Origin of the sequence: Streptomyces sp. Je 1-4 4N24, from assembly GCF_026239515.1 — a bacterium.
Lineage (GTDB): Bacteria > Actinomycetota > Actinomycetes > Streptomycetales > Streptomycetaceae > Streptomyces > Streptomyces nigrescens.
The window spans coordinates 7,243,444-7,257,217 of the sequence record NZ_CP110836.1 but is presented as its reverse complement, the minus strand read 5'-3'; the positions used below and the strand labels follow the sequence as shown (position 1 = coordinate 7,257,217).

The following is a 13,774-nucleotide window of genomic DNA, read 5'->3' as shown; positions in this document are numbered from 1 at the left end:
CCCTGGCATGCCCACGCAGAGTTACCCCGTGTTGCTGCCGTGACCGGAGGCAACACGGGGGCTCCGGCGGGCTTCCGCCCGCTACCGCGCGTTGAAGTACTTGGCTTCCGGGTGGTGGATGACGATGGCGTCGGTGGACTGCTCGGGGTGGAGCTGGAACTCCTCGGAGAGCTCGACCCCGATCCGCTCCGGCTGCAGCAGGTCGGCGATCTTGGCGCGGTCCTCCAGGTCCGGGCAGGCACCGTAGCCCAGCGAGAAGCGCGCGCCACGGTACTTGAGCGCGAACATGTCCTCGACATCGTCGGGGTCCTCGCCGGCGAAGCCCAGCTCGGCGCGGACCCGGGCGTGCCAGTACTCGGCGAGCGCCTCGGCCAACTGGACGGACAGACCGTGCAGTTCGAGGTAGTCGCGGTAGGAGTTGGCCTCGAAGAGCTCGGCGGTGGCGCCGCCGATCTTCGAGCCGACGGTGACGACCTGCAGCCCGACGACATCGGTCTCGCCGGACTCCTCCGGGCGGAAGTAGTCGGCCAGGCACAGCCGCCGGCCGCGGCGCTGACGGGGGAAGGTGAAGCGGGTGCGCTCGGTGCCGTCCTCGTGCAGCAGGATCAGGTCCTCGCCCTTGGACACACAGGGGAAGTAGCCGTGCACGACGGCGGCTTCCAGCAGATTCTCGGTCTGCAGCTTGTCGAGCCAGCCGCGCAGCCGGGGGCGGCCCTCGGTCTCCACCAGCTCCTCGTACGTCGGCCCCTCGCCGGTGCGGGCCTGCTTGAGGCCCCACTGGCCCTTGAACAGCGCACCCTCGTCCAGCCAGGAGGCGTAGTCGGCCAGCTGGATGCCCTTGACGACCCGGGTGCCCCAGAACGGCGGCGCCGGGACGGGGTTGTCGATGGCCACGTCGGAGCGCACCGCGCCCTCGGGCTCCTCGACCTCCAGCACGGCGGTGTCCCGCTTGGGCACCCGGCGCTGCTTGAGCTCGGGGAGGCTGGCGCCGGGCACTCCGCGCTTGACCGCGATCAGGGCGTCCATCAGGCGCAGACCCTCGAAGGCGTCCCGGGCGTAGCGGACCTCGCCCTCGTAGATCTCGTGCAGGTCCTGCTCGACGTAGGCACGGGTGAGGGCGGCGCCGCCCAGGATGACGGGGAAGTCGGCCGCCATCTTGCGCTGGTTGAGCTCCTCGAGGTTCTCCTTCATGATCACCGTGGACTTGACCAGGAGTCCGGACATCCCGATGACATCGGCCCGGTGCTCCTCGGCGGCTTCCAGGATCGCCGAGACCGGCTGCTTGATGCCGAGGTTGACGACGTTGTAGCCGTTGTTGGACAGGATGATGTCGACGAGGTTCTTGCCGATGTCATGGACGTCGCCGCGGACGGTGGCCAGCACGATGGTGCCCTTGCCCTCGTCGTCGGACTTCTCCATGTGCGGCTCCAGGTAGGCCACCGCGCTCTTCATGACCTCCGCGGACTGCAGCACGAACGGCAGCTGCATCTGACCGGATCCGAACAGCTCACCGACGACCTTCATGCCCTCCAGGAGGGTCTGGTTGACGATGTCGAGCGCGGGCCGTTCCTTCAGCGCCTCGTCGAGGTCCGCCTCCAGGCCGTTCTTCTCACCGTCGATGATGCGCCGCTGGAGGCGCTCGTCCAGGGGCAGCGCCAGCAGCTCCTCGGCCCGGCCGGCCTTCATCGACTTGGTGTTGACGCCCTCGAACAGCTCCATCAGCTTCTGCAGCGGGTCGTAGCCCTCGCTGCGCCGGTCGTAGATCAGGTCGTGGGCGGCCTTGACCTGCTCCTCCTCCAGGCGCGCGATCGGCAGGATCTTGCTCGCGTGCACGATCGCGGAGTCCAGACCGGCCTTGACGCACTCGTCCAGGAACACGGAGTTCAGCACGATCCGGGCGGCCGGGTTCAGACCGAAGGAGATGTTCGACAGGCCCAGGGTGGTCTGGACGTCCGGGTGACGCTTCTTCAGCTCCCGGATCGCCTCGATGGTGGCGATGCCGTCCTTGCGGGACTCCTCCTGGCCGGTGCAGATGGTGAAGGTCAGACAGTCGATGAGGATGTCGCACTCATGCACGCCCCAGTTGCCGGTCAGATCGTCGATCAGCCGCTCGGCGATGGCGACCTTGTGCTCGACGGTGCGGGCCTGGCCCTCCTCGTCGATGGTCAGCGCGATCAGCGCCGCACCGTGCTCGGCCGCCAGCGCCGTGACCTTCGCGAACCGCGACTCGGGCCCGTCCCCGTCCTCATAGTTGACGGAGTTGATCACCGCGCGGCCGCCGAGCTTCTCCAGACCGGCCTGGATGACGTTCAGCTCCGTGGAGTCCAGCACCACGGGCAGGGTGGAGGCGGTGGCGAAACGGCCGGCCAGCTCCTCCATGTCCGCGACGCCGTCCCGGCCGACGTAGTCGACGCACAGGTCGAGCATGTGGGCGCCCTCGCGGATCTGGTCGCGGGCCATCTCCACACAGTCGTCCCAGCGCCCCTCCAGCATCGCCTCACGGAACTTCTTCGACCCGTTGGCGTTGGTCCGCTCACCGATCGCGAGGTACGAGGTGTCCTGGCGGAAGGGCACCGTCTGGTAGAGCGAGGCGGCACCCGGCTCGGGGCGCACCTGGCGCTCCGGCGGGGTGACTCCGCGGACCCGCTCGACGACCTGGCGCAGATGCTCGGGGGTGGTGCCGCAGCAGCCGCCGACCAGCGACAGCCCGTACTCGCCGACGAAGGTCTCCTGCGCATCGGCCAGCTCGGCGGCGGTCAGCGGGTAGTGCGCGCCGTCCTTGCCCAGGACCGGCAGCCCGGCGTTGGGCATGCACGCGATCGGGACACGGGAGTGGCGGGCCAGGTAGCGCAGATGCTCGCTCATCTCGGCCGGGCCGGTCGCGCAGTTCAGGCCGATCATGTCGATGCCCAGCGGCTCCAGCGCCGTCAGCGCCGCGCCGATCTCCGAGCCCAGCAGCATGGTGCCGGTCGTCTCGACGGTGACCGAGCAGATGACCGGGAGGTCGGTGCCGGTGGCCTGCAGGGCGCGGCGGGCGCCGAGGATGGCGGCCTTGGTCTGCAGCAGGTCCTGGGTGGTCTCCACCAGCAGCGCGTCCGCACCGCCGGCGATCATGCCCTCGGCGTTCTGCTGGTAGGCGTCGCGCAGGGTGACGTACGGGGCGTGGCCCAGGGTCGGGAGCTTGGTGCCGGGGCCCATCGACCCGAGCACATAGCGCTGCTGCCCGGTCGAGGCCGTGAACTCGTCGGCGACCTCCCGGGCGATGCGCGCACCGGACTCCGACAGCTCGAAGACCCGCTCGGGGATGTCGTACTCGGCCAGTGCGGCGAAGTTCGCGCCGAAGGTGTTGGTCTCCACGCAGTCGACGCCGACGGCGAAGTACTCCTCGTGGACCGACCGCACGATGTCGGGCCGGGTGATGTTGAGGATCTCGTTGCAGCCCTCCAGCTGCTGGAAGTCCTCCATGGACGGATCCTGCGCCTGCAGCATGGTGCCCATCGCGCCGTCCGCGACCACCACCCGCGAGGCCAGGGCCTCACGGAACGAGGCGATGCGGGACGTGCTGTCGGACGATGGCGTGTTCGAGGCCATGGAGATGCTCCCGTGGTTGCGACGGCTGTCGGCTTTGCACCCTCCTTCAGAGGGCGCACCCGGCCAGCGTAGCTGCCGGTCCGGTACACGTGTTCCCCGTTTCACGCCCTGGACAGCACCGCTCCACCCCCCTGCCTGCACGATCCGTGATCGTTGGCAGACTCCGGTGCACTCATCAAGAAACTACAGATCGCTGACTTCAGTCGGCATGGACCGATATCGTTCAGCATTGTCGAACCGCAAACTTCGGAGGTTGCCCGATGGCACGCACCATCCAGTCGCTGGAGCGCGCCGCAGCGATGCTGCGGCTGCTCGCGGGAGGGGAACGGCGGCTGGGGCTCTCCGACATCTCCTCCTCGCTGGGACTGGCCAAGGGCACCGCCCACGGGATACTGCGCACCCTGCAGCAGGAGGGCTTCGTCGAGCAGGACGCCGCCTCCGGCCGCTATCAGCTGGGCGCTGAGCTGCTGCGGCTGGGCAACAGCTACCTGGACGTGCACGAGCTGCGCGCCCGCGCCCTCGTATGGACCGACGACCTGGCCCGCTCCAGCGGTGAGGCGGTCTACCTGGGCGTCCTGCACCAGCAGGGCGTGCTGGTCGTCCACCACGTCTTCCGGCCGGACGACAGCCGGCAGGTGCTGGAGGTGGGCGCGATGCAGCCGCTGCACAGCACGGCGTTGGGCAAGGTGCTCTCGGCGTACGACCCGGTGGCGCACAGCGAGATCGTCGAGGCGGACCGGGAGGCGTTCACCCCGCGCACGATGACCGGGCTGGGGGAGCTCGAAGGGCTACTGGACCTGACCCGTGCGCGTGGCTGGGCGGCGGACGTGGAGGAGACCTGGGAGGGCGTGGCCTCGGTGGCCGCGCCGATCCATGACCGGCGGCGGATGCCGGTGGGTGCGGTGGGGGTCACGGGAGCGGTGGAGCGGGTCTGCCAGGAGGGCGAACTGCGGCCGGAAATCATCGCCGCCGTGAGGGATTGCGCACGCGCTGTGTCCCGGGATCTTGGTGCAGGGCGATTCTGACCAGTTTCACACCATAAGTTCACCTAAGTTTTTCGCCACGGAACCCTTGACGGGGTTCTACAGGTGAACAAAACTGCCGTTCGTCGGTCGGCATTGTCGAACACCTAACGGCAATATTCGCTATGGTGGGGCATTGCCGCGGGCCGACCACCGCCCTCTAGGAGGGCGCGGACCACCGGACGGGACCCGGGGTTCGCCTTCCCCTGGACGAAGGACAAAGGAGTCGCGGGTGTCCAGCTCCGACATCTTCATCAGCGAGACCATCGGTACCGCTGTACTGCTGTTGCTCGGCGGTGGCGTCTGCGCCGCCGTCACGTTCAAGCGCTCCAAGGCGTTCAACGCCGGATGGGTCGCCATCGCCTTCGGGTGGGGCTTCGCCGTCCTCACGGGTGCCTATATCGCCGCGAAGTCCGGCGCACACCTCAACCCTGCGGTCACGATCGGCATCGCCATTCAGGGCGGTATCGAGTGGAGCCAGGTGCCGGTCTACCTGGCCGGCGAGATGCTCGGCGCCATGATCGGCGCGGTCCTGGTGTGGATCACCTACATGGGACAGTTCCAGGCCCATCTGAGTGACCCCGAGGTCCTGGCCGACCACACCAGCGAGGAGGGCCTGGTCGACCAGTCGGCCGCGCCGAAGGCCGGACCGGTCCTCGGCATCTTCTCCACCGGCCCGGAGATCCGGAACGTGGCGCAGAACCTGCTCACCGAGATCATCGCCACCGTCGTGCTCGTGCTGTCGATCCTCACCCTCGGGCTGAGCGACAACGGCAAGGGCGTCGGCGTCATCGGCACGCTGCTGGTCGCGCTGGTCGTCACCGGCATCGGTCTGTCGCTGGGCGGTCCGACCGGGTACGCCATCAACCCGGTCCGTGACCTCGGTCCGCGCATCGTGCACGCACTTCTGCCGCTGCGGAACAAGGGCGGTTCAGACTGGGGCTACGCCTGGATCCCGGTCGTCGGCCCGCTGATCGGCGGAGCCATCGCCGGGGGCATCTACCAGGTGGCGTTCGCCTGAGCCGCCTGACCGCCCCGACTCCGCCCGCACAGACTTCTTGGAGCAACCCATGAGCGACACCCCCAGCACTTCCTCGCACGGCCACGGCGCTTCCTCCCACGGGCATGGCCCGTTCATCGCGGCCATCGACCAGGGCACCACGTCCAGCCGCTGCATCGTCTTCGACAAGGACGGCCGGATCGTCTCGGTCGACCAGAAGGAGCACGAGCAGATCTTCCCGAAGCCGGGCTGGGTGGAGCACGACGCCACCGAGATCTGGACCAACGTCCAGCAGGTCGTCGACAGCGCCGTCCACAAGGCCGGGCTCACCGCCGCCGACGTCAAGGCGATCGGTATCACCAACCAGCGCGAGACCACCGTGCTGTGGGACCGGACCACCGGTGAGCCGGTCCACAACGCCATCGTCTGGCAGGACACCCGCACCGACGGGCTCTGCAAGGAGCTCGGCCGCAACGTCGGCCAGGACCGCTTCCGCCGGGAGACCGGCCTGCCGCTGGCCTCGTACTTCGCCGGCCCGAAGATCCGCTGGCTGCTCGACAACGTCGAGGGCCTGCGCGAGCGCGCCGAGAGCGGCGACATCCTCTTCGGCACCATGGATTCCTGGGTCATCTGGAACCTCACCGGCGGTGTCAACGGCGGAGTGCACGTCACCGACGTCACCAACGCCTCGCGCACCATGCTGATGAACCTCCACCGTCTCGAGTGGGACCCCAAGATCCTGACGTCGATGGAGATCCCGGCGGCCGTCCTGCCGGAGATCAAGTCGTCCTCCGAGGTCTACGGCCGCGCCGCCGGCGGGGTGCTCGCCGGTGTGCCGGTCGCCTCGGCGCTCGGTGACCAGCAGGCCGCGCTGTTCGGCCAGACCTGCTTCGAGCAGGGTGAGGCCAAGTCCACGTACGGCACCGGCACCTTCATGCTGATGAACACCGGCCACGAGCCGGTCAACTCCTACAACGGGCTGCTGACCACGGTCGGTTACCGCATCGGCGACCAGCAGCCGGTCTACGCCCTGGAAGGCTCCATCGCCGTCACCGGCTCGCTCGTCCAGTGGATGCGCGACCAGATGGGGCTCATCAACAGCGCGGCCGAGATCGAGACCCTGGCCAGCACGGTCGAGGACAACGGCGGCGCGTACTTCGTGCCGGCCTTCTCCGGCCTGTTCGCCCCCTACTGGCGCTCGGACGCGCGCGGTGTCATCGCGGGCCTGACCCGCTATGTCACCAAGGCGCACATCGCGCGCGCCGTGCTCGAGGCCACCGCCTGGCAGACCCGCGAGATCACCGACGCCATGACCAAGGACTCCGGCGTCGAACTGACCGCGCTCAAGGTCGACGGCGGTATGACCTCCAACAACCTGCTGATGCAGACCATCTCGGACTTCCTGGACGCCCCTGTGGTGCGCCCGATGGTCGCCGAGACGACCTGCCTCGGCGCTGCCTACGCGGCCGGACTGGCCGTCGGCTTCTGGTCCAGCACCGACGAGCTGCGCGCCAACTGGCGCCGGGCCGCCGAGTGGACCCCCCGGATGGAAGCGGCCACCCGTGACCGCGAGTACAAGAGCTGGCTCAAGGCCGTCGAGCGGACCATGGGCTGGATCGAGGACGAGGAGTAAACATGAGCACCCTGCAGAGCGTCCCGGCACTCGGGACGCACCCGGCCAGTGGTTCGCACGCGAGCCGTGCCGAGACCCGGGAGCAGCTTTCCAAGGCGACTTACGACCTCCTGGTGATCGGCGGCGGCATCCTGGGCATCTCCACCGCCTGGCACGCCGCACAGGCCGGGCTGCGGGTTGCCCTGGTGGACGCCGCTGACTTCGCCGGCGCCACCTCCTCCGCCTCCTCCAAGCTGCTGCACGGCGGACTGCGCTACCTGCAGACCGGCGCGGTCAAGCTGGTGGCGGAGAACCACTTCGAGCGGCGTGCGGTGTCCCGCCAGGTGGCACCGCACCTCGCCAACCCCCTGACCTTCTACCTGCCCGTCTACAAGGGCGGCCCGCACGGCGCGGCCAAGCTCGGCGCGGGTGTCTTCGCCTACTCCGCGCTGTCCGCGTTCGGCGACGGCGTCGGCCATGTCATATCCCCGGCCAAGGCGCAGCGCGACGTTCCGGAGCTGCGGACGGACAACCTCAAGGCCGTTGCCGTGTACGGCGACGACCAGATGAACGACTCCCGGATGGCCCTGATGACCGTCCGTGCGGCGGCCGCGGCCGGCGCCACGGTCCTCAACCACGCCGAGGTCACCGGTCTGCGCTTCACCCAGGGCCGGGTCACCGGCGCGGAGCTCAAGGACCGGATGGAGGGCGAGGAGTTCGGCGTCAACGCCCGCCTGGTGCTCAACGCCACCGGCCCGTGGGTGGACCACCTGCGCAAGATGGAGGACCCGAACGCGGCCCCCTCCATCCGGCTGTCGAAGGGCGCCCACCTGGTCCTGAAGCGGACCGCGCCCTGGAAGGCCGCGCTGGCCACCCCGATCGACAAGTACCGCATCACCTTCGCCCTCCCCTGGGAGGACATGCTGCTGCTGGGCACCACGGACGAGGAGTTCGAGGGTGACCCGGCGGATGTCGCGGTCAACGAGAAGGACACCGCCCAGATCCTGGACGAGGCCGCCTTCTCCATCCGCGACCAGCAGCTGTCCCGCGATCTGATCACCTACTCCTTCGCGGGTCTGCGGGTGCTGCCCGGCGGCCCCGGCGACACCTCCAAGGCCAAGCGCGAGACGGTCGTCACCGAGGGCAGCGGCGGCATGCTGTCGGTCGCCGGCGGCAAGTGGACGACCTTCCGCCACATCGGCCGTACGGTCATGAACAAGCTGGCCGCGCTGCCCGGCCACCCGCTGGCCGAGGACATGGAGCCGATCGCGCATCTGCCGAAGAAGCTCCCGCTGCCCGGTATCGCGAACCCGAACGCGGTCGCACACCGGCTGCTCGTCGACGGCGGTACGCCCGGCCCGCGGATGGCCCCGGAGACCGCGCGGCACCTCGCCACCCACTACGGCTCGCTGTCCTTCGACATCGCCCGGCTGGCGAACGAGAACCCGGCGCTGGCCGAGCGCATCCACCCCGACGCGCCGGAGATCTGGGCGCAGGTCGCCTACGCCCGCGACCACGAGTGGGCCGAGACGGTCGACGATGTGCTGCGCCGCCGTACGACCCTGATGATCCGGGGCCTCGACACGGAGGACGTCCGGACCAAGGTCAAGGACATGCTGGCGGAGTGACGCCGGCGGACCACGGCTGAGAAGCGCTGAACAGCTGACGGCACGCCAGGGCGCGTGCAGCGCGTGACGATGGGGCGGTCCACGGGGCCGCCCCATCGCCGTTTCCTGGTGCGGAGCCGTGCGGGGCGGCCGTCGGCGGTCACTGTCAGTGGCGGCTGCGATGATGTGGGCCGGAACGCTTCCACGGGGGGATGACGATGGCGCGGCCACGAGGGCGGCGGGTGGTGAAGTGGGCGGCCTGGACGGTCGCCGTGCTGATCGTGCTGCCGGTGACACTGGCGGGGACGGCGCTGCGCGCCCAGTACGCGGGCGAGGCCGCTCCGCAGGCCACGACCCGCGGGCGCGATGCGCTCTGGCTCGGTCATGCCTGGGTGGACGGCCGGCGGGACGCCTCCGACGTCGCGGCGCTGCGCCGGCGTCTCCAGGGCTCCGGCATCCGTGATCTGTACGTCCACGCCGGGCCGTTGGAGCACGACGGCACCCTGCCGCCGGCCCGCGCGGCCTACCCGCGGGCCCGTTGGCTGCTCTCCGCGCTGCACCGCGCGCTGCCGTCGGTGCGGGTGCACGCCTGGCTGGGCGACCGGCTGGTGTATGAGCCGGGTGAGCGGGGCGGGCTCCGGCTGTCGGACGCCTCGGCGCGTGCGGCGATCGTGGCGAGTGCCCGTCAGGTGCTGGCGGCCGGGTTCGCCGGGGTCCATCTCGATCTGGAGCCGCTGCACTCCGGCAACGCCGACTATCTGCGGCTGCTGGACCGGCTCGGGCCCGCGGTCCGCGGCCGGGGCGGGGTGCTGTCCGTCGCCGTGCACCAGATCGATCCGCTGCCCGGACTGCACACGGTCAGCGGGGCGCTGACGGGCCACCGCAAGTGGATATCCCAGCGGTTCTTCGGTCAGGTGGCGCGCCGGGTCGACCAGATCGCGCTGATGTCGTACGACACCTGGCTGCCGGCCGAGAGCCTCTACGGCGGCTATGTGGCGCAGCAGACCCGGCTGGCGCTGGCGGCGACGGGGCCGCACACCGATCTGCTGATGGGGCTGCCGTTCTTCCACACCGAGAGCGTCGGCCATCACGCCTCGGCGGAGACGGTACGGGCCGCGGTCCGGGGCATACGTCTGGGGCTGACCCGTGAGGACCCGGGCCGCCGGCGGTTCGGAATGGCGCTGTATGTCGACTTCGCCGCCACGGAGGAGGACTGGGCCGCGTACGGGAGCGGCTGGGGCCGGCGTGACCGGTCATAATGAGCCGAGACATCGGATGTCTGGGACGGTATCCGGGCGGGTCCAGCGGGGAGGTCGGCATGGCGGTCACCGACGAGGCCATCGAGAAGATCAAGGGCATGATCGTCTCCGGGGCGCTGCGGCCGGGCGACCGGCTGCCGAAGGAGAGCGAGCTGGCATCCGAGCTCGGACTGTCCCGCAACTCACTGCGCGAGGCGGTGCGCGCGCTCTCCCTCATCCGCATCCTGGACGTGCGCCAGGGCGACGGCACCTACGTCACCAGTCTCGATCCGCAACTCCTGCTGGAGGCCATGAGTTTCGTGGTGGACTTCCACCGCGACGACACGGTGCTGGAGTTCCTCGCCGTCCGCCGGATCCTGGAGCCGGCCGCCACGGCGATGGCGGCCGGCCGGATAGGACTGGAGGAACTCGACGCCCTGGAGGCCCAGTTGGACGCGCTGGGGCCGAGCCCCTCGGTCGAGGATCTGGTCGCCTGTGATCTGGAGTTCCACCGCGGGATCGTCGCGGCGTCCGGCAACTCCGTGCTCTGCTCGCTGCTGGAGGGGCTGTCCGGGCCGACCACCCGGGCCAGGGTCTGGCGGGGACTGACCCAGAAGGACGCGGTGGCCCGCACCCTCACCGAGCACCGGGCGATCCTCGGCGCGCTGCGCGACCGGGACGCGGAGGCGGCGCGCTCCTGGGCGACGGTGCACATCGCGAGCGTGGAGCAGTGGCTGCGCGCCTCGCTGTGAGACCGGCCGGCGCCGCCGCCGCGCCCGGGGTCAGACCGCGAATCCTCCGTCCACCGCGATCGAGGCGCCCGTGATGTACCGTCCGCCGTCGCCCGCCAGATGGGCCACGGTCGCCGCGACATCCGAGGCCCGGCCGTACGCCCCCAGCGCGGTGAACCCGGCCTGCATCGCCGCGCCCTCGCCGTCGGCGGGGTTCATATCGGTGTCGATGGGGCCCGGGTGCACGAGGTTGGCGGTGATGCCGCGCGGCCCCAGCTCCCTGGCCAGGGTCTTGGTCAGGCCGGTGAGCGCGGCCTTGCTGGTGGCGTAGAGGGAGCCGCCGGGGAAGGCGACCCGCTCGGCCATACAGCTGCCGATGGAGATGATCCGGCCGCCCTCGGTCAGATGCGCCGCCGCGGCCTGCGCCGCCAGGAACGGCGCCCGGACATTGGTCCCCAGCACCCGGTCGACATCGTGGAGGGAGATCCCCTCGAACGGTCCGAGCACACCGACTCCCGCGTTGTTCACCAGAATGTCCAGCCGCCCGAAGCGGTCGACGGTGCCGGCCACCGAGGCCCACACCGCTTCCGCGTCACCGCTGTCGGCCCGTACCGCCCAGGCCTGTCCGCCGGCCCGCTCGATCTCCTTGACGACCTGCTCGGCCCGGTCCTGCCCGTTCCGGTAGGTCAGGGCCACCGCCGCCCCGTCCGCGGCCAGCCGCAGCGCGATCGCCCGGCCGATCCCCCGGCTGCCGCCGGTCACCAGGGCCGCCTTGCCGGTGAGCGGCCGGGTGCCGTTCCCCGCCGCCGTCGTCGCCGTCGTCGCCGTCAGCACCGTCGCCGTCATCGTCATCACCTTCGTATCGAGTCGTCCGTGGCCGGGCGCAGCCGTGCGGAATCCACGGGATGGCGCGGGTGCGTCACCGGGTCGCGGGGGCTTCCCCGCGGTACGACTCGATCCTCCGGCGCGGCCGGGGCCGTGGCTGGCGGAATCCGGACGCCACGTCAGCGCCCGGACGGCACGTCAGTGGCCGGGGGGCACGTCAGTGGCCGGGGGGCACGTCAGTGGCCGGGGGGCACATCAGTGGCCGGGGGGCTCCGGTGCCGGCGGCGCCCCGACCCCGTAGACCCGTCCGGCCGTTCCCCCGAAGACGTCCGACCGCTCCGCCGCCGCGAGCTGGCCGGTGGCGGCCTCCGCGAGCGCCACGACGTCCTCGTAGCCGGCCGCCAGGGTGCACACCGGCCAGTCGGAGCCGAACATCACCCGGCCGGGGCCGAAGGCGTCCAGGACGTGCCGGGCGTAGGGCAGGATCTGCTGCGGCCGCCAGGCTTCCCAGTCCGCCTCGGTGACCAGCCCGGACAGCTTGCAGCTGACGTTCGGGAGCGCGGCGAGGGCGGTGACGGCGTCCGCCCACGGCTGCCACTCCCCCGTGACGACCGGCGGTTTGGCGGCATGGTCCAGCACAAAGGACAGCTGGGGCAGGGCGCGTACCGCGGTGTGTGCGGCGGGCAGTTCGCGCGGGGTGACCAGCAGGTCGTAGACCAGCCCGGCGTCGGCCAGGACGCCCAGGCCGCGCAGCACGTCCGGCCGGGTGAGCCAGTCGGGGTCCGGTTCGTCCTGCACCTGGTGGCGGATGCCGACCAGACCGGCGGGCAGCGCCGCGAGGACCTCGGCGAGCGCCGGGGCACGGAGGTCGGCCCAGCCGACGACACCGGTGACCGGGCCCTCCCCCGCCGCGAGGGTGAGGAGTTCGGCGGTCTCCTCGTACGAGGACGACGACTGGACGAGGACCGTGCCGTCGATGCCGTGCTTGGTCAGATGAGGAGTGAGGCCGGACAGCGCGTAACTGCGGCGGATCGGATCGGCCCAGGGCCCGTCCATCCAGGGCTGTTCCCGCCGGCTGAGGTCCCACAGGTGGTGATGGGCGTCGATACGCATCAGGGGCGCGCTCCGGGGTCGGGCTCAGTCGTTCAGGGGAAGCGGCAGATCGGGGTCGAGCAGGCCGCGGGCGACGAGCGTATGCCACAGCTCGTCCGGGATTTCATGGGTGAACAGCCTCGCGTTCTCGGCCATCTCCTCCGGTGTGGCGGCGCCGACAACGGCAGCGGCGACGGCACGGTGTCCGAAGGGGAAGCGGAGCGCCGCCGCCTTGAGGGGGATATTGAACTCTGCGCAGCAGGCAGCAAGTTGACGCGCGCGGTGGAGCAACGGGGCTGAGGCCGGGGCGTAGTTGTAGGGCGCACCGGGTGAGGGGTCGGCCAGCAGACCGGAGTTGTAGACGCCGCCGACGACCACCGAGGTGCCGCGGCGGGCGCAGACCGGCAGCAGATCGTCGACGGCGGTGCGCTCCAGCAGGGTCCAGCGGCCGGCGCAGAGCACCACATCGGCATCGAGGTCGGCGACCAGACGGGCCAGCGGAGCGCTGTGGTTCATCCCGAACCCGATGGCCCGGACCACCCCCTGTGCGCGCAGCTCGGCAAGGGCCGGGAAGCCCGTCTCGTACACCTCGCGCAGCTGGTCCTCGACGTCGTGCAGATAGACGATGTCGACGGCGTCCACCCCGAGCCGGGTCAGGGAGGCGTCGAGTGTGGCGCGGATGCCGTCGCGGGAGAGGTCGCGTACGCGGGCCCGCGCGGGGGTGTTCACAAAGCCCTCGCCCGCCGCCCGCTCCCCCGGGGCGAGCGGGCGCAGCCGGCGGCCGACCTTGGTGGAGAGGGTGTAGGTCGCGCGGTCGTGGCCGTGCAGCGCCCGGCCGAGGCGCTCCTCGGACAGGCCCACACCGTAGTGGGGTGCGGTGTCGAAGTAGCCGGCGCCGGTGGCGAGGGCGGTATGGACGACCTCGCGGGCCTGCTCCTCCGGGACGGCGCGGTAGAGGTTGCCGAGCGGTGCACAGCCCAGCCCCAGGGGCGGGACGGTGACGCCGGTACGTCCCAACTCGCTTGGTCCGCAAGGGGGATGGCGCATGGCGGGCCC

Annotated in this window: 10 protein-coding genes; 6 read left to right on the top strand and 4 right to left on the bottom strand. The window is 70.7% G+C overall.

Going from position 1 to position 13,774, the window contains the following annotated elements; all coding sequences use genetic code 11:
- Nucleotides 1–81: 81 nt before the first annotated feature.
- Nucleotides 82–3,591, bottom strand: coding sequence for a methionine synthase (gene metH, locus SLV14N_RS31660; protein ID WP_263272047.1), 3,510 nt, complete (start codon nt 3,589–3,591; stop codon nt 82–84).
- A gap of 260 nt (nt 3,592–3,851) precedes the next feature.
- Between metH and SLV14N_RS31655 the strand changes: the two genes are divergently transcribed.
- From SLV14N_RS31655 to SLV14N_RS31630, 6 genes are all read left to right on the top strand, one after another.
- Complete coding sequence (locus SLV14N_RS31655) at nt 3,852–4,616, top strand: IclR family transcriptional regulator (RefSeq protein ID WP_208685685.1); 765 nt, start codon at nt 3,852–3,854, stop codon at nt 4,614–4,616.
- A 229-nt stretch (nt 4,617–4,845) separates the two neighbouring features.
- Nucleotides 4,846–5,634, top strand: coding sequence for an MIP/aquaporin family protein (locus tag SLV14N_RS31650; RefSeq protein ID WP_208685683.1), 789 nt, complete (start codon nt 4,846–4,848; stop codon nt 5,632–5,634).
- A 49-nt stretch (nt 5,635–5,683) separates the two neighbouring features.
- Nucleotides 5,684–7,246 (top strand): glycerol kinase GlpK, encoded by a 1,563-nt coding sequence (gene glpK / locus SLV14N_RS31645; protein WP_208685681.1) that lies wholly within the window; start codon nt 5,684–5,686, stop codon nt 7,244–7,246.
- Nucleotides 7,247–7,248: 2 nt separating this feature from the next.
- The gene (locus SLV14N_RS31640; protein WP_263272043.1) at nt 7,249–8,853 is read left to right on the top strand and encodes a glycerol-3-phosphate dehydrogenase/oxidase; all 1,605 of its coding nucleotides are present in this window, start codon (nt 7,249–7,251) and stop codon (nt 8,851–8,853) included.
- 197 nt (nt 8,854–9,050) lie between these two features.
- Nucleotides 9,051–10,091 (top strand): hypothetical protein, encoded by a 1,041-nt coding sequence (locus SLV14N_RS31635; RefSeq protein WP_263272041.1) that lies wholly within the window; start codon nt 9,051–9,053, stop codon nt 10,089–10,091.
- Between the two features lie 59 nt (nt 10,092–10,150).
- Nucleotides 10,151–10,822, top strand: coding sequence for a FadR/GntR family transcriptional regulator (locus SLV14N_RS31630; RefSeq protein ID WP_208685677.1), 672 nt, complete (start codon nt 10,151–10,153; stop codon nt 10,820–10,822).
- 30 nt (nt 10,823–10,852) lie between these two features.
- On the opposite strand, the gene SLV14N_RS31625 is transcribed toward SLV14N_RS31630, so the two are convergent.
- The 3 genes from SLV14N_RS31625 to SLV14N_RS31615 all read right to left on the bottom strand — a co-directional run bounded on the left by SLV14N_RS31625 (nt 10,853) and on the right by SLV14N_RS31615 (nt 13,765).
- Nucleotides 10,853–11,653: an SDR family NAD(P)-dependent oxidoreductase gene (locus SLV14N_RS31625; protein WP_263272038.1), complete on the bottom strand. Its 801-nt coding sequence runs from the start codon at nt 11,651–11,653 to the stop codon at nt 10,853–10,855.
- A 228-nt stretch (nt 11,654–11,881) separates the two neighbouring features.
- Entirely contained in the window at nt 11,882–12,739 is an 858-nt protein-coding gene (locus SLV14N_RS31620; protein ID WP_263272036.1) for an amidohydrolase, read from the bottom strand.
- Nucleotides 12,740–12,763: 24 nt separating this feature from the next.
- Nucleotides 12,764–13,765 (bottom strand): aldo/keto reductase, encoded by a 1,002-nt coding sequence (locus SLV14N_RS31615; RefSeq protein ID WP_263272034.1) that lies wholly within the window; start codon nt 13,763–13,765, stop codon nt 12,764–12,766.
- Nucleotides 13,766–13,774 lie beyond the last annotated feature (9 nt).

Excerpts from the sequence above, each read along its gene's own strand:
- metH (WP_263272047.1), bottom strand. The coding sequence starts at position 3,591 with ATGGCCTCGAACACGCCATCGTCCGACAGCACGTCCCGCATCGCCTCG.
- SLV14N_RS31655 (WP_208685685.1), top strand. The coding sequence starts at position 3,852 with ATGGCACGCACCATCCAGTCGCTGGAGCGCGCCGCAGCGATGCTGCGG.
- glpK (WP_208685681.1), top strand. The coding sequence starts at position 5,684 with ATGAGCGACACCCCCAGCACTTCCTCGCACGGCCACGGCGCTTCCTCC.
- SLV14N_RS31640 (WP_263272043.1), top strand. The coding sequence starts at position 7,249 with ATGAGCACCCTGCAGAGCGTCCCGGCACTCGGGACGCACCCGGCCAGT.
- SLV14N_RS31635 (WP_263272041.1), top strand. The coding sequence starts at position 9,051 with ATGGCGCGGCCACGAGGGCGGCGGGTGGTGAAGTGGGCGGCCTGGACG.
- SLV14N_RS31630 (WP_208685677.1), top strand. The coding sequence starts at position 10,151 with ATGGCGGTCACCGACGAGGCCATCGAGAAGATCAAGGGCATGATCGTC.
- SLV14N_RS31625 (WP_263272038.1), bottom strand. The coding sequence starts at position 11,653 with ATGACGATGACGGCGACGGTGCTGACGGCGACGACGGCGACGACGGCG.
- SLV14N_RS31620 (WP_263272036.1), bottom strand. The coding sequence starts at position 12,739 with ATGCGTATCGACGCCCATCACCACCTGTGGGACCTCAGCCGGCGGGAA.
- SLV14N_RS31615 (WP_263272034.1), bottom strand. The coding sequence starts at position 13,765 with ATGCGCCATCCCCCTTGCGGACCAAGCGAGTTGGGACGTACCGGCGTC.